This is a genomic window from Burkholderia sp. WAC0059 (genome assembly GCF_002870125.1).
Classification (GTDB): Bacteria; Pseudomonadota; Gammaproteobacteria; order Burkholderiales; family Burkholderiaceae; genus Paraburkholderia.
Map to the genome: position 1 here is coordinate 42245 of NZ_PNEO01000014.1, position 18264 is coordinate 60508.

Annotated in this window: 15 protein-coding genes; 11 read left to right on the top strand and 4 right to left on the bottom strand. The window is 69.8% G+C overall.

The annotated features are described in order from the left end of the window. The first annotated feature begins 310 nt into the window (after window positions 1-310). Together CY652_RS15325 and CY652_RS15330 are read left to right on the top strand one after the other, a co-directional pair. Window positions 311-2167: a glycoside hydrolase family 15 protein gene (locus CY652_RS15325; RefSeq protein WP_102131570.1), complete on the top strand. Its 1857-nt coding sequence runs from the start codon at window positions 311-313 to the stop codon at window positions 2165-2167. Window positions 2168-2415: 248 nt separating this feature from the next. Further along, a complete protein-coding gene (locus CY652_RS15330; RefSeq protein WP_102131571.1) occupies window positions 2416-3696 on the top strand; it encodes a polyhydroxyalkanoate depolymerase in 1281 nt (426 codons plus the stop codon). A 90-nt stretch (window positions 3697-3786) separates the two neighbouring features. Here the strand turns inward: CY652_RS15330 and CY652_RS15335 are convergent, their stop codons facing one another. After that, window positions 3787-4431 (bottom strand): TetR/AcrR family transcriptional regulator, encoded by a 645-nt coding sequence (locus CY652_RS15335; RefSeq protein WP_102131572.1) that lies wholly within the window; start codon window positions 4429-4431, stop codon window positions 3787-3789. Between the two features lie 247 nt (window positions 4432-4678). Here CY652_RS15335 and rsxB point away from each other — a divergent pair, with 247 nt between their 5' ends. From rsxB to tal, 8 genes are all read left to right on the top strand, one after another. After that, on the top strand, window positions 4679-5587 hold the full coding sequence (gene rsxB / locus CY652_RS15340) for an electron transport complex subunit RsxB (RefSeq protein WP_102131660.1): 909 nt from the start codon (window positions 4679-4681) through the stop codon (window positions 5585-5587). 26 nt (window positions 5588-5613) lie between these two features. Further along, entirely contained in the window at window positions 5614-6258 is a 645-nt protein-coding gene (gene nth / locus CY652_RS15345; RefSeq protein WP_102131573.1) for an endonuclease III, read from the top strand. Window positions 6259-6371: 113 nt separating this feature from the next. Next, window positions 6372-6806 carry a DUF1841 family protein gene (locus CY652_RS15350; RefSeq protein WP_102131574.1) on the top strand — a complete coding sequence of 145 codons (435 nt, stop codon included), beginning with the start codon at window positions 6372-6374 and terminating at the stop codon, window positions 6804-6806. A gap of 197 nt (window positions 6807-7003) precedes the next feature. Further along, on the top strand, window positions 7004-7846 hold the full coding sequence (locus CY652_RS15355; RefSeq protein ID WP_102131575.1) for an AAA family ATPase: 843 nt from the start codon (window positions 7004-7006) through the stop codon (window positions 7844-7846). Window positions 7847-7917: 71 nt separating this feature from the next. Next, window positions 7918-8517 (top strand): GNAT family N-acetyltransferase, encoded by a 600-nt coding sequence (locus CY652_RS15360; RefSeq protein ID WP_102131576.1) that lies wholly within the window; start codon window positions 7918-7920, stop codon window positions 8515-8517. 53 nt (window positions 8518-8570) lie between these two features. Beyond that, window positions 8571-9749: a vWA domain-containing protein gene (locus tag CY652_RS15365; RefSeq protein WP_102131577.1), complete on the top strand. Its 1179-nt coding sequence runs from the start codon at window positions 8571-8573 to the stop codon at window positions 9747-9749. Window positions 9750-9854: 105 nt separating this feature from the next. Beyond that, on the top strand, window positions 9855-11072 hold the full coding sequence (locus CY652_RS15370) for a benzoate/H(+) symporter BenE family transporter (protein WP_102131578.1): 1218 nt from the start codon (window positions 9855-9857) through the stop codon (window positions 11070-11072). A 266-nt stretch (window positions 11073-11338) separates the two neighbouring features. Continuing rightward, window positions 11339-12304 (top strand): transaldolase, encoded by a 966-nt coding sequence (tal, locus tag CY652_RS15375; protein WP_102131579.1) that lies wholly within the window; start codon window positions 11339-11341, stop codon window positions 12302-12304. Window positions 12305-12395: 91 nt separating this feature from the next. Here tal and CY652_RS15380 read toward each other — a convergent pair whose 3' ends face one another. From CY652_RS15380 to CY652_RS15390, 3 genes are all read right to left on the bottom strand, one after another. Next, entirely contained in the window at window positions 12396-13550 is a 1155-nt protein-coding gene (locus CY652_RS15380; protein ID WP_308410388.1) for an FUSC family protein, read from the bottom strand. A 161-nt stretch (window positions 13551-13711) separates the two neighbouring features. Continuing rightward, window positions 13712-14668, bottom strand: a complete 957-nt coding sequence (locus tag CY652_RS15385) for a spermidine synthase (protein ID WP_102131580.1) — start codon at window positions 14666-14668, stop codon at window positions 13712-13714. A 243-nt stretch (window positions 14669-14911) separates the two neighbouring features. Next, window positions 14912-16459 carry a tetratricopeptide repeat-containing sulfotransferase family protein gene (locus tag CY652_RS15390; RefSeq protein ID WP_102131581.1) on the bottom strand — a complete coding sequence of 516 codons (1548 nt, stop codon included), beginning with the start codon at window positions 16457-16459 and terminating at the stop codon, window positions 14912-14914. A gap of 377 nt (window positions 16460-16836) precedes the next feature. On the opposite strand from CY652_RS15390, the gene CY652_RS24885 reads away from it, so the two are divergent. Beyond that, window positions 16837-18081 carry a phage tail tip lysozyme gene (locus CY652_RS24885; RefSeq protein WP_258002332.1) on the top strand — a complete coding sequence of 415 codons (1245 nt, stop codon included), beginning with the start codon at window positions 16837-16839 and terminating at the stop codon, window positions 18079-18081. Window positions 18082-18264: the final 183 nt, after the last annotated feature.

Sequence of the window (18264 nt, forward strand, 5' to 3'; positions counted from 1 at the left end):
CCGCGCGGGAAGGGACATGGGCACGCTCATGCCTCGCCCTGGGCGGCCACTCCGCCCAAGGCGTGAATCCCGCGCCCGGCGGGCGCGGCGCCGCCGCGAGGCGCCCGGCGCGCGCACGGAACCGCGAACCAAACGGCTGCCCGACCGGTCATCAAAAGGGAAACGCCGCGCGTCAAAGCCGTCCTGCCCGGCTCGCGCGTTCCGCCGGCACGCGAAAACCGCAAAACGGCGTTGCGCATGCCGCCCCCTAACCTCTAAGCTGTGCGTGCACCGCATCGCATTGCCCGTCCCGACATTTCGAGCGCCCGCCATGCCTGCTCTCATTGAAGACTATGCCCTGATCGGCGACGGCCACACGGCCGCGCTCGTGTCCCGCGCCGGTTCGATCGACTGGCTCTGCTGGCCCCGCTTCGATTCGGGCGCGTGCTTCGCCGCGCTGCTCGGCACCGAGGACAACGGCCGCTGGCTGATCGCCCCCGAGGCCGAATCGGCCGACGTGAAGATCACGCGCCGCTACCGCGGCGAGACGCTGATTCTCGAAACCGATTTCGAAACGCCCGAAGGCGCGGTCACGCTCGTCGACTTCATGCCGCCCGGCAACGGCTGGTCGGAGCTCGTGCGCATCGTGATCGGCCGGCGCGGCACCGTGCGCATGCACATGGAGCTCGTGCTGCGCTTCGACTACGGCTTCTCGGTGCCCTGGGTGAGCCGCCTCACCTACGAAAACGGCCTCAAGGCGACGGTCGGTCCCGACACGGCCGTGCTGCGCACGCCCGTCGACCTGCAGGGCGAGAACATGCGCACCGTCGCGCAGTTCGAGGTGAAGGCCGGCGAGCGCGTGCCGTTCTCGCTCTCCTACGCGCCCTCGCATCTGCGCATTCCGCCGCCGCGCGACCCGCACACGGCGCTCGCGCGCACCGAGAACTTCTGGGACGAGTGGTCCTCGCGCGGCACCGTCGAAGGCCGCTGGGCCGCGCCGATCCGCCGCTCGCTCATCACGCTCAAGGCGCTCGCCTACGAGCCGACGGGCGGCATCGTCGCCGCGCCCACGACCTCGCTGCCCGAGCAGCTCGGCGGCACGCGCAACTGGGACTACCGCTACTGCTGGCTGCGCGACGCCACCATCACGCTGCTCGCGATGATGCGCGGCGGCCACTACGACGAGGCGCGCGCCTGGCGCGTCTGGCTCGGCCGCGTGATGGCGGGTTCGCCCGAGCAGTTGCAGATCATGTACGGCATCGCGGGCGAACGGCGCCTGCCCGAGTTCGAGGTCGAATGGCTGCCGGGCTACGAAGGCGCGCGGCCCGTGCGCATCGGCAACAACGCGGTCGGCCAGCTCCAGCTCGACGTCTACGGCGAGGTGATGAACGCGCTGCACCTCGCGCGCATCGGCGGCCTGCAGGCGGACGACACCGCCTGGTCGATCCAGTGCGCGATGCTCGAGCACCTGAAGCAGATCTGGCGCGAGCCCGACGAGGGCATCTGGGAGACGCGCGGCGGTCGCCAGCACTTCACGTTCTCGAAGGTGATGGCCTGGGTCGCGTTCGACCGCGCGATCGCCTCGGCCGAGACCTTCGGCCTGCCGGCGCCGCTCGACGCGTGGCGCGCCGAACGCGAGACGATCCACGCGACGGTCTGCGAGCATAGCTGGAACGCCGCGCTCGGCACGTTCACGCAGGTCTACGGCGGCACCGAGCTCGACGCGAGCCTGCTCCTGATCCCGCTCGTCGGCTTCCTGCCGGCCGCGGACCCGCGCGCCGTCGGCACCGTGGCCGCCATCGAGCGCGAGCTGCTCCACGAAGGTTTCGTGATGCGCTATCGCACGACCGGCTTCGACGACGGCCTGCCGCCCGGCGAAGGCACGTTCCTCGCGTGCAGCTTCTGGCTCGTCGACAACCTCGCGCTGCAGGGGCGCATGGACGAGGCCCGCGCGATGTACGAGCGGCTGCTCGCGCTCGCGAACGACGTGGGATTGCTCGCCGAGGAGTACGACCCCGTCGCCGGGCGGCTCGTCGGCAATTTCCCGCAGGCGTTCTCGCACGTCGCGCTCGTGCACACGGGGTTGAACCTGATGCGGCACGAGCAGGAGATGGCGAGCGCGACAGGTCATCCGGCCCGCGAGGAAGTCGACGCCGAGACCGCGCCCGACGCCGATCTCACGACCTGAACGCCGTCCCGGCCGGCCCGCCGGACCCGGCCTCGAAGGCCGCGCGGCAAGCAACGCCCCAGGGTGGCGGGAAAGCATCAGAAAAGCGCCCGCGCGCGCCGCCAGTGTTGCATTGCACCACCCTGCGCACTCCGATATGATCGGCGCAAGGCCCGAAGCCGAAAAATACCCGATCCCCTTTGTCGGGGCCGCATCCGCCAGGGCAGCGCCGCCGCGCCCGGCCCGCGCCGCCCTATGCTGGAGCGCCCATGCTCTACCAGATCCACGAATACCAGCGCGCGCTGCTGAGCCCGCTGACCGCCTGGGCCCAGGCGGCGTCGAAATCGTTCTCCAATCCCGCCAGCCCGCTCTCCCTCGTGCCGGGCGCGGCCCGCCTCGCGGCCGGCTACGAGCTGCTGTACCGGCTCGGCAAGGACTACGAGAAGCCGGAGTTCGACATTCACCAGATCGTCAAGGACGGCTTCAACATCCCCGTCGTCGAGCAGACGATCGTCGAGAAGCCGTTCTGCCGGCTGCTGCGCTTCAAGCGCTACGCGGACGACACCGGCGCCGTCTCGCAACTCAAGGACGAGCCCGTCGTGCTCGTCTGCGCGCCGCTGTCGGGCCACCACGCGACGCTGCTGCGCGACACCGTGCGCACGCTGCTGCAAGATCACAAGGTGTACATCACGGACTGGATCGACGCGCGAATGGTGCCGCTCGAGGCGGGACCGTTCCATCTCGACGACTACGTCGCCTACATCCAGGCGTTCATCCGCCACATCGGCGCGCGCAACCTGCACGTGATCTCGGTGTGCCAGCCCACGGTGCCCGTGCTCGCGGCCATCTCGCTGATGGCCAGCCGCGGCGAGGACACGCCGCTCACGATGACGATGATGGGCGGCCCCATCGACGCGCGGCGCAGCCCGACCTCGGTCAACTCGCTCGCCACCCAGCACTCGCACGAGTGGTTCGTGAACAACGTGATCTACCCGGTGCCGTCGAACTATCCGGGCGAGGGCCGCCAGGTCTATCCGGGCTTTCTCCAGCACACCGGGTTCGTCGCCATGAATCCGGAGCGCCACGCGGCCTCGCACTGGGACTTCTACAAAAGCCTCCTGCGCGGCGACGAGGAGGACGCCGAGGCGCACCGGCGCTTCTACGACGAATACAACGCCGTGCTCGACATGGCAGCCGAGTACTACCTGGAGACGATCCGCATCGTGTTCCAGGAGTTCCGTCTCGCCGAGGGCACGTGGGACGTCGCAGGCGAGCGCGTGCGTCCGCAGGACATCACGCGAACGGCACTCCTCACGATCGAGGGCGAGCTCGACGACATCTCGGGCAGCGGCCAGACGCACGCCGCCCACGACCTGTGCAGCAGCATCCCCGAACAGAACCGGCATCGCCTCACGGTCGAGAAGTCCGGCCACTACGGCATTTTCGCGGGACGCCGCTGGCGCACGATCATCTACCCGCAGTTGCGCGACTTCATCCAGCGGCACGAGAGCACGGCGAGACGCGACGCCGCCGAGGACGTGACGGCCTGAAGCGCGCGACGGCGGCGCGCGAACGACAACCGGGCCGCCAACCCGCCCGGCCCTCTCTCCGGCCGACCCGCACAACGCGGCGCCGCGCCGTCAGTCCGCTGCGGGCCGGCGCATCAGGTACGCAAGCAGCAGCTCGGTGTTCAGCCTGACGATCCCGGCGCGTTCGTCGGGCTCGCTGAAGTCGCGGCCGAGCGTGGCGGCGAGCGTATGGCGATTCGACACCACGTAGTAGCCCATGCCCGAGAGCGTCACGTAAAGGCGCAGCGGATCGACGCCGGCGCGAAAGAGCCCCGCCGCCTCGCCGCGCTCGAGAATGCCGCCGAGCGTGGCGACGATGGGCGAGATCATCTCGCGGATGCGCGGCGACTTCTGCATGTAGCGCGCCTCGTGCAGGTTCTCGTTGTTCACGAGCCGCAGCAGCTCCGGGTGATCGCGATAGTAGTCCCAAACGAAATGGGCAAGCCGCGTGACGGCTTCGACGGGCGCGAGCCCCGAGAGGTCGAGCGTGCGCTCGGCCTCGGTGAGCGCACCGAACGCGTGCTCGAGCACGGCCGTGAAGAGCTGCTCCTTGCTGCCGAAGTAGTAATAGAGCATGCGCTCGTTGGTTTCGGCGCGGCGGGCGATCTGGTCGACGCGCGCGCCGAACAGGCCACCGCCGGCGAACTCCTCCGCCGCGGCAAGCAGAATGCGGCGGCGCGTGCCTTCAGGATCTCTTTTGATTTTCGGCTGATTCATGGTGGCCAGTCGCTTTACAAGCCGCGTTTTCCGGAAAGGCGCCGCCGGGCCTCCCGCCCCGCGCGCGCAGCGCCTGCTTTCCTACGGTCTTTCATTAAAGCGTTTTGATTATGGCATATGGCCCACCGATGGCAATTGGGGAAATCGGCGATAATGCGGTCTTTGGCACAGGCGGCGCGAGCAGGACCCGAAGGCGCGCCGCGCCGGCCGGACGGCGCGCCGGGCGGCCTGCCCGGATGTGTTGACCGTGACCGATTCCAAGACCCTCGCAGATCGCATCGAAGATCTGCTGCCCCAGACGCAATGCACGAAGTGCGGCTACGACGGCTGCCGGCCCTACGCCGAAGCCATCGCCGCCGGCACCGCGAACTACAACCAGTGCCCGCCCGGCGGCGCGCAAGGCGTCGCGCGGCTCGCGCGCCTGCTCGGCCGCCCCGTCATCCCGATCAATCCGGTCCACGGCGCCGAGCGTCCCCGGCCCGTCGCGTTCATCGACGAGACCCTCTGCATCGGCTGCACGCTCTGCATGCAGGCGTGCCCCGTCGACGCGATCGTCGGCGCGCCGAAGCAGATGCACACGATCGTGAAGGACCGCTGCACCGGCTGCGACCTCTGCGTCGCGCCCTGCCCCGTCGACTGCATCGCGATGATTCCCGTCACGGGCAACGCCACGGGCTGGCAGGCCTGGACCCAGGCGCAGGCCGACGACGCGCGGCAACATCACGACCGGCACCTCGCGCGGCTGGCGCGCGAGCGCGGCGCGGCCGAGGCGCGAGCCGCCGCGCGCCGCGCCCAGCCGGCCCGGCCCGACGACGTTCGGGAGAAACCCGCCGATCCCCCGCCCACCCCGTCGGCACCGCCGACGAGCGGTAGCGAGGCTCCGGCGCCCAGCGACGCGGAGGCGAAAAAACGCGCGATCATCGAGGCCGCGCTGGCGCGCGCGCGCGCGAAACAGGCCAACCTCGCGCAGCGCGGCGAGGGCCCGCGCAACACCGAAAACGTGAGCGCCGCGGTCCAGGCCCAGATCGACGCCGCCGAAGCGCGGCGGCGCCGTCTCGGCATCGGCGCCGCAAAAGACGCCGGAAACGGCGACGACGCACCGGACGACACGCCATCCGCCCAACCCGGCCCGGACACCCCACCTTCCCGGCGCTGACGCGCCAGAGCACGCCGAACGACAACATGAACGCCAACAAACGTCGCGCCCTCTTCGAAACGCTGCAGAGCCTGAACCCCCACCCGACCACCGAGCTCGAATACACGACGCCGTTCGAACTGCTCGTCGCGGTCATGCTGTCGGCGCAGGCCACCGACGTGTCGGTCAACAAGGCCATGCGCAAGCTGTTTCCGGTCGCGAACACGCCGCAGCGAATCGTCGAACTGGGCGAGGAAGGCGTGACCGGATACATCAGGACGATCGGGCTCTACCGGACGAAGGCGAAGAACGTCGTCGCGACGTGCCGCATCCTGCTCGAGCAGTACGCCGGCGAGGTGCCGCAGACGCGCGAGGCGCTCGAGAGCCTGCCCGGGGTCGGCCGCAAGACCGCGAACGTGGTGCTGAACACGGCGTTCGGCCATCCGACCATCGCCGTCGACACGCACATCTTCCGCGTGGCGAACCGCACGGGCCTCGCGCCCGGCAAGGACGTGCGCGCGGTCGAGGCCGGGCTCGAGAAGTTCACGCCGCCCGAGTTCCGCCACGACGCGCACCACTGGCTGATCCTGCACGGACGCTACGTCTGCAAGGCGCGCCGCCCCGAATGCTGGCACTGCGCGATCGAGCCGCTTTGCGAGTTCAGGCCCAAGACGCCGCCGCCCGACCTCTGAGGCCGGGCCGTCGCCGGCATCGCACGCGCCGAAGCGCGGCCGGCAGCCCCGGGCCGCGCGGCATAGAATGACGGTTCGCCGCCGTCCCCACGTTTTCGTTTTCGCATCCGACGATGTTCAATCCCAGCCGCGACGAAGTCCGCCGCTTTTTCACCGAGGCCTGGCGCAAGCAGCGCGCGGGCGAGATTCTCACGCCGCTCGAATCGATGGCGGCCGACTGGATCGCCGGGCATCCCGAGTATCACGCCGCGCTCGCCGACGCCGGGCGGACCGTCGACGAGGATTACTCGCCCGAGCGCGGCCAGACCAACCCGTTCCTGCATCTGTCGATGCATCTCGCGATCAGCGAACAGCTCTCGATCGACCAGCCGCCCGGCATCCGCGCCGCCCACGAACGGCTCGCGGCCCGGCTCGGCTCGGCGCACGACGCGCAGCACGAGATCATGGAGTGCCTCGGCGAGACGATCTGGGAAGCGCAGCGCAGCGGCATGCCGCCCGACACCGACGCCTATCTCGCCCGCATCGAGCGCCGCGCCTCGCGCCACTGAAGGCCGACGAGAGGGCCGATGACGGTCATCAAGGGCCGCCCCCGGGAGCCGCTGAGCGCGGACGAGCGCGGACGAGCGCGGACGAGCGCGGACGAGCGCGGCGCACGCCGCCCGCGCCCGCCGCGCCGGGGCGCCCCGACGCGCCCGGTCTTCTGTCTTATACTGGGCTTTCCTTTTCCCCAAGCGGGCGGTCCGCCATGCGCTTCGAAGGCTCCTCGCAGTACGTCGCCACAGACGACCTCAAGCTCGCCGTCAACGCCGCGGCGACGCTCCGGCGTCCGCTCCTCATCAAGGGCGAGCCGGGCACCGGCAAGACGATGCTGGCCGAGGAAGTGGCGGCCGCGCTCGGCATGCCGCTGCTGCAGTGGCACATCAAGTCGACCACGAAGGCGCAACAGGGCCTCTACGAATACGACGCGGTCTCGCGCCTGCGCGACTCGCAGCTCGGCGACGCGCGCGTGCGCGACATCGCCAACTACATCGTGAAGGGCGTGCTCTGGCAGGCCTTCGAGGCCGACGCGCCGACCGTGCTCCTCATCGACGAGATCGACAAGGCCGACATCGAGTTTCCGAACGACCTGCTGCGCGAGCTCGACCGCATGGAGTTCTACGTCTACGAGACGCGCGAGCTCGTGCGCGCGAAGCACCGGCCGCTCGTCATCATCACGTCGAACAACGAGAAGGAGCTGCCCGACGCGTTCCTGCGCCGCTGCTTCTTCCACTACATCAGCTTCCCGGACCCGGCGACGATGGAGCGCATCGTCGAGGTCCACTATCCGGGCATCCGCCGCGAGCTGCTGCGCGCCGCGCTGGAGAGCTTCTTCGAGTTGCGCGGCGTCGCCGGCCTCAAGAAGAAGCCGTCCACGTCCGAGCTGCTCGACTGGCTGAGGCTCCTGCTCGCCGGGGAGATTCCCGCCGATGCGCTGCGCGCGCCCGACGGCCGGCCCGCCATGCCGCCGCTCGCGGGCGCGCTGCTGAAGAACGAGCAGGACGTGAGCCTCTTCGAACGCCTCGTCCAGATGAACCGCAATCACCGCTGAACACGGCACGACCGGGCCGCCCGGCCCCCTACGATTTTTTCGACCCCAACCACGATCAGGAGACCCGGACGATGAGCCGCTGGATCGAACCCGTCACGCTGCAGGGCCGACACGTCAGCCTCGAACCGCTGGCCCCCGAACACGCCCCGGGGCTGGCGGCAGCCGCCGCCGACGGCGCGCTCTGGAACCTCTGGTACACGAGCGTGCCCACGCCCGGCAACGAGCGCGCCTACGTCGACGCCGCGCTCGCGATGCGCGAGCAGCTCGGTGCGATGCCGTTCGCGGTGCGCGATCTCGCCTCCGGCGAGATCGTCGGCACGACGCGCTACTTCAACGTGGAAGCCGCCCATCGCCGGTTCGAAATCGGCCACACCTGGTACGCGAAGCGCGTGCAGCGCACGGCGCTGAACACCGAGGCCAAGCTGCTGCTGCTCGGGCACGCGTTCGAAACGCTCGGAGCAATCGCCGTCGAGTTCCGCACCCACTTCATGAACCAGCAGTCGCGCGCGGCGATCGCGCGGCTCGGCGCGAAGCAGGACGGCATCCTGCGCAGCCATCAGATCGGCCGCGACGGCGTGGTGCGCGACACGGTCGTGTTCTCGATCATCGCGCCCGAGTGGCCCGCCGTGCGCGCGAACCTGACGTTCAAGCTCGCGCGCGCGTCGAGCTGAACGCCACCCGAGCACGCCCCAGGCGCCGCGATCCGGCACAGGAGCCCGCCGTCATGCTGATCGACTTCTTCTACGCGCTGCGCGACGCGAAACTGCCGGTTTCGGTGAAGGAGCTCCTGACGCTCGTCGAGGCGCTCCGCGAACGCGTGATCGCGCCGTCGCTGGACGAGTTCTACTACCTCGCGCGCATGACGCTCGTGAAGGACGAGCAGTATTTCGACCGCTTCGACGCGGCGTTCGGCGCGTGGTTTCGCGGCGTCGAGGCGCGCTCGGATCTCGCGCTCGACGTGCCCGGCGAATGGCTCGAGCAGCGCATGGCGCGCGACTTCACGCCGGAGCAGAAAGCGCAGGTCGAGGCGCTGGGCGGGCTCGACAAGCTGATGGAGCGCCTGAGGCAACTGCTCGACGAGCAGAAGGAGCGCCACGAGGGCGGCAGCCGCTGGATCGGCACGGGGGGCACCTCGCCGTTCGGCAACGGCGGCTACAACCCCGAGGGCATGCGGATCGGCGACGGCGACGCGAACGGTCAGCGCAGCGCGATCAAAGCCTGGGACGCGCGCGCCTTTCGCGACTACGACGACCAGGTGGAAATCGGCACGCGCAACGTCAAGATCGCGCTGCGCCGGCTGCGGCGCTTCGCGCGCGAGGGCGCGGCCGAGGAGCTCGACCTGTCCGGCACGATCCGCAGCACGGCCGCCAACGCGGGCTGGCTCGACCTCAGGATGGTGCCCGAGCGCCGCAACGGCGTGAAGGTGCTGATGCTGCTCGACGTCGGCGGCTCGATGGACGACCACGTCCGCCGCACCGAGGAACTGTTCTCGGCCGCGAAGGCCGAGTTCAGACATCTGGAGTTCTACTACTTCCACAACTGCGTCTACGACTATCTCTGGAAGCACAACCGCCGGCGCCATGCCGAGCGCACCGCGACCCGGGACGTGCTGCACCGCTTCCCGCCCGACTACAGGCTGATCTTCGTCGGCGACGCGACGATGAGCCCCTACGAAGTGCTGCAGCCCGGCGGCTCGACCGAGTACCACAACGCGGAAGCCGGCGCAGTCTGGCTGCGCCGCCTCGCCGACCACTTTCGCCATTTCGCCTGGCTCAACCCCGAGCCCGAACGGCTCTGGGAATACCGGCAGTCGGTGTCGATCATCCGCGAGGTGCTCGGCCACCGGATGTATCCGCTGACCGTCGCCGGGCTCGAAGCCGCGATGCGCGCGCTGAGCCGGTGACGGGCCGCGAAGCCCGGCGTGCTTCAGGCCCGCCGCCGGGCCTGAAGCACCCGGCGGGGCTGATATGATCTCCTTCCTTTAGAACCGGAACAGGAGACCCCCAGCATGACCCCGCCTTCGTCCCCCGAATTGTCGGCAACCCCGAAGCCGGGTCCGCTGCGGCCGCTCGCGGACACGTCCGTGCCGGCCGTCGTCGCCGGCTTCGTCGCGATGATGACGGGCTACACGAGCTCGCTCGCGCTGATGTTCCAGGCGGGCGCGGCGGCGCACCTGAGCGCCGCGCAGATTTCGTCGTGGATCTGGGCGCTGTCGGTCGGCATGGCGGTCACGACGATCGGGCTCTCGCTGTGGTTCCGCGCGCCCGTCGTCGTCGCGTGGTCGACGCCCGGCGCGGCGCTCCTCGTCGCCTCGCTGCCGCACGTGCCCTATGCCGACGCGATCGGCGCGTTCGTCGTCTGCGCGCTGCTGCTCACGGCCGTCGGCCTCTCGGGCGGGTTCGACGCGCTGATGCGGCGCGTGCCCGCCGGCATCGCGGCTGCGCTGCTCGCGGGCATCCTGTTCGAGATCGGCATCGGCATCTTCCGCGCGGCGCAGTACCAGACGCCGCTCGTGCTCGTCATGTTCTTCGCCTGGCTCGTCGTCAAGCGACTCGCGCCGCGCTACGCCGTCGTCGCGTCGCTCGCCGCCGGCACGGCCGCGGCCGCCGCGCTCGGCCTGCTCGACTTCAGCCACTTCCGCGTCGCGCTCGCGCATCCGGTGTTCACGAAACCGTCGTTTTCGCTCGCGGCGACCGTCAGCATCGGCATTCCGCTCTTCGTCGTCGCGATGGCCTCGCAGAACGTGCCCGGCATCGCCGTGCTGCGCGCCGACGGCTACACGACGCCCTCCTCGCCGCTCATCGCGACGACCGGCCTCGCCTCGCTCGTGCTCGCGCCGTTCGGCTCGCACGGCATCAATCTTGCTGCCATCATCGCGGCGATCTGCACCGGCCCCGAGGCCCACGAGGACCGCGGCAAGCGCTACACGGCCGCGCTCTGGTGCGGCGCGTTCTATCTCGTGGCCGGCGTGTTCGGCGCGACCATCGCCGCCCTGTTCGCGGCGCTGCCGACGGCGCTCGTCGTCTCGATCGCCGCGCTCGCGCTGCTCGGCTCGATCATGAGCGGCCTCGCGAGCGCGATGCAGGACGTCAAACAGCGCGAGGCGGCCCTCGTCACGTTCATGGTGACGGCCTCGGGGCTGACGCTGCTTTCGATCGGCCCCGCCTTCTGGGGGCTCGTCGCGGGCGTGGTCACGCAGATCGTGTTGAACGCGCGGCGCGCCTGAGCGTCTCAGCCATGCGAGGCGCAGACAACCGCCGCCCGGACGGCAGGTTGCCTGCGTCATCGCAGCGTCCGGTGATCCGCCCTAGAATGGCGGCATGGGACTTGCGCCGCCGGTCCCGACCCGGACAGCGGACACCGCCCTCCCAAACGCACGACGGGCGGGGCAAAGCAGGACGAGGCAGGACACCCTCAGGCGGCAGACCGGCCGGCAACGGCGGCCGCCCGACCGATTTTCGATCATGGCGCGCATGCGCCCCAAGGCCTGACATGACTACCGCACTCGATCAACTCAAGCAGTACACGACCGTCGTCGCCGACACGGGCGACTTCCAGCAACTCGCGCAATACAAGCCGCAGGACGCGACCACCAATCCGTCGCTGATCCTGAAGGCCGTGCAGAAGGCCGACTACCGGCCGCTGCTCGAGAAAACCGTGCGCGACCACGCCGCGAAACCGGTCGGCGCGATCATCGACCATCTGCTGATCGCGTTCGGCACCGAGATTCTCAAGATCATCCCGGGCCGCGTCTCGACCGAAGTGGACGCGCGCCTCTCGTTCGACACCCACGCGTCGGTGGAAAAGGCGAAGCAGCTAATCGGGCTGTACGAGGCGGCCGGCATCGGCCGCGAGCGCGTGCTGATCAAGCTGGCCTCGACCTGGGAAGGCATCCGCGCGGCCGAGGCGCTGCAGAAGGAGGGCATCCACTGCAACATGACGCTGCTGTTCTCGCTCGTGCAGGCCGCGGCCTGCGCCGAGATCGGCGCGCAGCTCATCTCGCCGTTCGTCGGCCGCATCTACGACTGGTACAAAAAGGCGGCCGGCAGCGCCTGGGACGAGGCGAAGAACGGCGGCGCCAACGATCCGGGCGTGCAGTCGGTGCGGCAGATCTACGCGTACTACAAGAAGTTCGGCTATCGCACCGAGGTGATGGGCGCGAGCTTTCGCACGACGAGCCAGATCGTCGAGCTGGCCGGCTGCGACCTGCTGACGATCAGCCCCGAGCTGCTGCAAAAACTCCACGACAGCACGGAACCGGTCGGACGCAAGCTCTCGGCCGACGCGTCGGCCGGCGAGACGATCGAGCGCGTGAACGTCGGCGAGCCGTCGTTCCGTTTCCTCCTCAACGACGACGCGATGGCGACCGAGAAGCTCGCCGAAGGCATCCGCACGTTCGCGGCCGACGCGGTCAAGCTCGAAGGCCTGATCGAAACGATCCGGCAGGGGCTGAAATAACGGCCCGCGCAGTCGCCGTCGCCGTTGTCCCTGCCCCGCCGCCGTAACCGCGCGCGGCCCAGGCTGGAAGCCGAAGCGGCATGACCGCCGCTCAGGCCGCGCGCTCGATGTTCCAGTGTGACTCGGTCGCGAGCAGCAGCGCGCGTAGCTGATCCACCTGGGCCTCCACGCGCAGGCCCAGCCAATACGGTCCCTGAAGATCCAGCGGCAGCGGGCTCGCATGCTCCGCCGCCGTCTCCGGCGGCGCCGGGTCGTGCGCCGGCAGGCGCAGCGCGCCGGAGCCGGCCCACGCCTCGTTCGCGCCGCCGAAGCGCAGCGCCCGCGCCGTGGCGAGCAGCATCGCGCGCACCGTGTCGCCGCCCGCCGCCCCGTGCCGCGCGAACGCGGCGCGCACCGCCGCGCGCTCGTAATGCCCCATGCCGTCCGACATCATTTCGAGCGCGCTCAGGAGCGAGCGGTGCAGCCGCTGGATCTCGTCGAGCTTCGCGGGCGGCAGGTCGATTTCCTTCGCCACCGAAGGCATGAGCCCGCGCAGTTGCACGAGCCGCTCGCCGAGCCGCTGGAAGGTTTTGGTCTGCGCGGCGGCATCGACGGGCTCGCCGCTCACCACCCGGCGGTAGATGCGCGCGAACTCGCGCAGGTTGTCCGCGAGGCCGTAACGCCAGGAGTAGGTGGCGTGCAGCGGCAGCGCGAACGAGAACGCCAGCGCGATCACGATGCCGATCATCACGTTCAGCGTGCGCCACAGGCCCGTGTCGATGAGGTTGTCGCCGTGGCCGGCCACGATGCACATCGTGATCGCCGTAAGCAGCGCGATGTAGGCCGGCTTGCCGATCGCGTAATAGCCGCACACGCCCGCCACCACCGACATCAGCACCCAGGTGAGCGGCGAGACATCGGTGAGCACCTGCACGATGATGAGCGCGAGCCCGATCAACGCGCCGATCAGCGTGCCGAGCGCGCGCTCGGCGGCCCGCTTGCGGATGTTGCCGTGATGCTGGAGCCCGCCGATCACGACCAGCAGCGTGACCGACGCCCAGATGCCGTGCGGAATGTCGATGCCCGTGGTGGCGAGGATCGAGGCAAGCATCGCGAGCCCCACGCGCACGCTGTGAATGACCTTCGCGTTGCGATAGCGATAGAACGGCGAGGTGACCGCCCGCTTCATGCGCGCGAACCGCGAGCGCCGCCGAGGGGCCGGCGCGACGGCCGGCTGCGTGTGGACGTAGGGATCGGAGCGATTCATGGGTGCCGGGCCATCGCGCGCCGCCGGGACACGACCCGGGGCGCAACCATACCGTAGTGACGACAACGGCTATCGTGCACCATTAACGGCCCGGCCCGCAACGCCGCACCGCCTTCGGGGCGGGAAAGCCCTGGCCCGCGGCGCGCAGCGGACCGGACACCTCAGATCGAGAACGACTCGCCGCGATTACCGGGCGTCGCGCGCAGCCCCTTCACCCAGCTACGGGCGGGCAGGCCGAGCTTCGTCTCGAGCAGGCGCGCGCGCGTCTCGAGCCGCGCCCACGACACGTCGAGCGACGGACCGGAAAACGCGATCGCGATGCGGTTGCCGTCGTGCACTTCGGGCAGCGCGACGACGCGGCCCTCGAACGCCTCGTTGAGACGCTTCATGTTGCGCACGAAGCTCGGATGATCGCCGAACAGATTGATCGTCGCGACACCGGCCGCGCCGAGGCAGGCGCGCACGGCCCGATAGAACGCGACGCTGTCGAGCACCGGGCCGCGCGCCGTCGCGTCGTAGACGTCGATCTGCAGCGCGCCGACGGTGCCGTGATTCGCGCGGTCGTTGACGAAGTCCCACGCATCGCGCTCGTGCACCGTGAGCCGGGCGTCGTCGGGCGGCAGCTCGAACATCGTGCGCGCGGCCACGACGACGGCGGGATTGAGCTCGACGGCCTCGACCTTCGCCGGGCGCAGGAAGCGGTGCGCGAACTTGGTCAGCGCCGCCGCGCCGAGACCGAGCTGGACGATGCGCGCGGGCGTCGCCAGAAACAGTAGCCACGCCATCATCTGCTGGGCGTATTCGAGCTCGATGTGCTGCGGCTTCCTGAGCCGCATCGCGCCCTGCACCCATTCCGTGCCGAAATGCAGGTAGCGCACGCCGCCCTCCTCCGAAAACGTGACGGGCGCGAAACGGGGCCTGCGCGGCGCGTCGATCAGGACGGCGGCGTCGAAATCGTCGGCGCGGCGCGTCCGGGCACGCGTGGCGGCGCGGCCCGCGCGATCCGGGCGGCCCGACGGCAGGCGCGCGCCTTCGTCGGAAGAATCGGATGAAACGGAGGAACGGTTACGGCGAAATGCGCGGGCCTCGGCGGACGCGCGCTTGATCAGAGTCGTCATGAAGAAAGGCAGGGAGTGTCGCGCGGGATGCGCGGTTTTTGAACGAACGAGAGCATAGCACCGGCGCGCGTCGACACCGGAAACATCGGCGCCTGCCTGCCGCCTGCCTGCCGCGATGGTCGCCTACGATTGCCGACTACGATTGCCGACCCGCCTCCGCCGGGCGCGACGGCGATCCCGCGCGCGATCGGCAGCGAAGCAGGGCAAAACACGCCCGCGCCTGCCGGCCTGTCCGTTCAGGGGTCAGGCGGCGTCCGCTCCCTGCGTCTGACCGAACCCGGCCGACAGCGCCGGCCCGAGCCCGTCGAGCAGCGGCTGCAACAGCGCCTGCTGCGGCCGCCAGCGCTTGAGCGAGGTCCGGTACAACGGCGTGCGCACCTGCACCGAGCTCGCCGTGCTGACCTGGCGCTTCGCCTCGTGAAACGCGAGACAGCGCTCGTCCCACTCGAGGCCGCAATGCGCGAGCAGACGCCGCACGTTGCCTTCGAGATCGTCGACGAGGTCCTCGTACTGCACCTCGAGCATGACGCCCTCGGGCAGCACGCGGCGCCAGTGGTCCATCAGCGCGTCGTAGGCGCGGCAGTAGCGGCCCAGCTCGCCGAGGTCATAGCCGAACGGCACGTCGCGGAACGGCCGCGAGAAAATCGACAGACAAGTCTCCACCGCCGAGCGCCGCGTGTGGATGATGCGCGCGTTCGGCAACGCCAGATGGATGAAACCGAGGTTGACGAAGTTGAACGGATACTTGTCCACGATGCGGCGATGGCTGCCGCCGGTGCCGCCCGCACCGGCCGCGAAGCCGATGCGCCGCAGATAGTCGGCCCCGAGCCCGGCCAGTTGCTCGCGCGACAGGTCCGCCAGCGTGTCGAGGCTGATCCTGCCCGCCGGGTCTTCCCCGTCGCGCACGACCCTGGCGCCGAGCGCCAGGCCGAAGTCGGCCCGCTCGCCGGCGCCGAATACCTGCGGATGGCTCGCGAGAATCTGCTCGACCAGCGTCGAGCCCGAGCGCGGCATGCCGACGATGAAGACCGGCGAATCCGACGGATCGCCGAGACCGCGCTTCGCCGCCAGCAAACCGGTCGTGAACCGCGAGGGCAGTTGCGCGAACACGTTGAGCGTCGCGGCCTCGTCGTACTCCACGCCGAGCCGCCCCTGCGCATTGGCGATCATGAAGTGCCCGAAGGCCCGCTCGTCCTGCCCGAGGTCCGACAGCGCCTTGCCGAACGCGAAATGCAGTTCGGACTGGTCCTGCGGCTTCAGCGTCCCGGCCCGCGCGACGCGCGCTTCGAGCGCGACGAAATACGGATCGTCGGGCGCGAGCCGCTCCACCTGCACGAGATTGCGGTAATAGAGCGCGCAGTCGGGCGCGATGTCGATGGCCTTGCGATACACCTCGCGAGCCTCGTCGAAGCGACCAAGCGCCTGCAGGCAATTCGCGAGATTGTTGTACGAGCCGTCGGCGCGCGGATTGAGCTGCACCGCGCGGCGAAAGCAGCGCGTCGCGTCCTCGAGGTCGAGCAGTTGTTCGAGCAGCCAGCCGAGCTGGTGCTGGATGTCGGCGTTCTCGGGCAGGATGATCGCCGCACCGCGAAAGCACGTGAGAGCGTCCTCGAACCGCTTCATCTTGATGAGCGTGAGGCCGTAGCTCTGATGCGCGATCGCATCCATCGGACGCAGCACGCGCGCCTTGCCGAAACATTCGAGCGCCTGCTCGAGCTCGCCGCGCCCGGCATGCGCGGTGCCTCGCAAAAACCAGTCCTGCGCCGTCCCCGGCAACGGGTTGATCGTCATGAGCAGTCAGACCTGTCTCGAAAAATGGATACCCGCGAGCTTAACAGGAGACTCGCCCGCTCCGCCGTTCGGGCCGGGAATCGATGAACCGCCCGCCGCCGCATTTCCGGGGCGCTGCGTTTCCGCGGTCACGACGGATTCACCGCGCCGGCATCGGACCAACCCTCGCCGGCCCTGCCCGCGCGCCGCCAATGCCGGCCGCCCGCCGGACCGGACTATTGGCCGGGCCGCCCGGGAACTTCGCCATTCAGACGATAACTTCGTGTCCAGCGCGTCGTTCGCCCCGTCCCGCTCATACATTAAATCCCGTAAATGGCCCGGCCATGAAACACCGGCTCGCCAGTCCAATTTCGCGTATTGCTATCAGGGAGAACGACGTGTCCATTTCGTCACTGCAGACAGGCTATTCGGCGGGCTTGGTGAGCGGGGGTTACGCAGGCGGCACCTACGGCGCATCGGGCGCCGGAGGCGCCGGCGGAACGGACCCGAACCAGTTGGCCAACTTCCTCCTGACCATGATGGAAGAACTGGCGCAGATGCTCGCCGCATCGCAATCGGGTTCCGGCGGGACGGGCAACGGTTCGTCCGTCGGCGGCCTCGGTGGCGGGTACGGCGGTAGCGGTAGCGGCGGATATGGCGGCGGTCTGGCCGGCATCGGCAGCGGCGGCGGATATGGTGGCACGTCGGGAATCGGCGGCGGCGCATACGGCGGAACGTCAGGAATCGGCGGCAGCGGCACATACGGGACCGGCGCATACGGGACCGGCGGCAGCGGCCAGGGCAACGGGCAAAACCTGCTCGAAGAAGCCATGGAGCTGCTCGCGCTTCTATCCCAGATGGAGCAGAACAGCGGCAGCGGTGGCGGCTACGGTGGCGGCACGTCCGGAGCCGGCGGCGGGTACGGCGGCGCGCCCTCGGTCGGCGGCGGCGGATATGGCGGCGCGCCCGCAGTCGGTGGCGGCGGATATGGCGGCGCGCCCACGGTCGGCAGCGGCGGGTACGGCGGCGCGCCCGCGGTCGGCGGTGCCGGCAGTGACGGGGGCGGCAGTACGCCCAGCGGCAGCGCACCGGCGGCCAGCACCGGCGGCAGCGGCATCATCGACGACGTCTCGCCCAGCAGCGGCGCCAGCTCGGGTTCCGGCAGCAGCTCGGCATCGGGCAGCGTCGACAGCAGCGACCCGGCACAGGCGATCGCGCAGAACCTCGAAAGCACGTTCGGCCTGAACCAGGCCCAGGTGGCCGGCGTGCTCGGCAATCTGCAGCAGGAAAGCGGCCTTCAGGGCGACGTCAACCAGGGCGGCGCGACGGGCGCGCCGTCGAGCGACGACGCCGACGACAACGAGAACGGCTGGGGCCTCGCCCAATGGGGCGGCGCGCGCAAGGAAGGCGAGATCCAGTACGCGGACGAGAACAACGAAAGTCCGGGCAGCCTGCAGGCCAACCTCGGGTACATGGACCAGGAGCTCGAAGGGCCTTACAGCCAGACCATCACCGCGCTGAAGGGCACGTCGTCGCCCGACCAGGCCGCCCAGGTCTGGGACGAGGACTACGAGCAGGCCACCGACCCGCAAATGAGCAATCGCGACCAGTACGCGCAGCAGTTCTACAGCGAAGGGCTCTGACGACGGATGACGTATCGGGACGGCACGAAAGCCGTCCGGAAAACGGACCGGAAACCGGCCGTCTCCCGAAAGGGGACGGCCGGTTTGGCGTTAACGGGGGACTGGGGAGCCGGGCAGCGGGCGGGACGAGAAACCTGGGCGGACAAACCCCGGGCGAGCAGAACGGACAGGCGATCGGAATGC

What these genes read in the sequence shown, in the direction of transcription:
- CY652_RS15380 (WP_308410388.1), bottom strand. Translation starts at nt 13,550, where the DNA reads ATGAATCGCTCCGATCCCTACGTCCACACGCAGCCGGCCGTCGCGCCG.
- CY652_RS15330 (WP_102131571.1), top strand. Translation starts at nt 2,416, where the DNA reads ATGCTCTACCAGATCCACGAATACCAGCGCGCGCTGCTGAGCCCGCTG.
- CY652_RS15335 (WP_102131572.1), bottom strand. Translation starts at nt 4,431, where the DNA reads ATGAATCAGCCGAAAATCAAAAGAGATCCTGAAGGCACGCGCCGCCGC.
- CY652_RS15370 (WP_102131578.1), top strand. Translation starts at nt 9,855, where the DNA reads ATGACCCCGCCTTCGTCCCCCGAATTGTCGGCAACCCCGAAGCCGGGT.
- CY652_RS15350 (WP_102131574.1), top strand. Translation starts at nt 6,372, where the DNA reads ATGTTCAATCCCAGCCGCGACGAAGTCCGCCGCTTTTTCACCGAGGCC.
- CY652_RS15325 (WP_102131570.1), top strand. Translation starts at nt 311, where the DNA reads ATGCCTGCTCTCATTGAAGACTATGCCCTGATCGGCGACGGCCACACG.
- CY652_RS15355 (WP_102131575.1), top strand. Translation starts at nt 7,004, where the DNA reads ATGCGCTTCGAAGGCTCCTCGCAGTACGTCGCCACAGACGACCTCAAG.
- tal (WP_102131579.1), top strand. Translation starts at nt 11,339, where the DNA reads ATGACTACCGCACTCGATCAACTCAAGCAGTACACGACCGTCGTCGCC.
- CY652_RS15365 (WP_102131577.1), top strand. Translation starts at nt 8,571, where the DNA reads ATGCTGATCGACTTCTTCTACGCGCTGCGCGACGCGAAACTGCCGGTT.
- CY652_RS15390 (WP_102131581.1), bottom strand. Translation starts at nt 16,459, where the DNA reads ATGACGATCAACCCGTTGCCGGGGACGGCGCAGGACTGGTTTTTGCGA.
- nth (WP_102131573.1), top strand. Translation starts at nt 5,614, where the DNA reads ATGAACGCCAACAAACGTCGCGCCCTCTTCGAAACGCTGCAGAGCCTG.
- CY652_RS15360 (WP_102131576.1), top strand. Translation starts at nt 7,918, where the DNA reads ATGAGCCGCTGGATCGAACCCGTCACGCTGCAGGGCCGACACGTCAGC.
- CY652_RS15385 (WP_102131580.1), bottom strand. Translation starts at nt 14,668, where the DNA reads ATGACGACTCTGATCAAGCGCGCGTCCGCCGAGGCCCGCGCATTTCGC.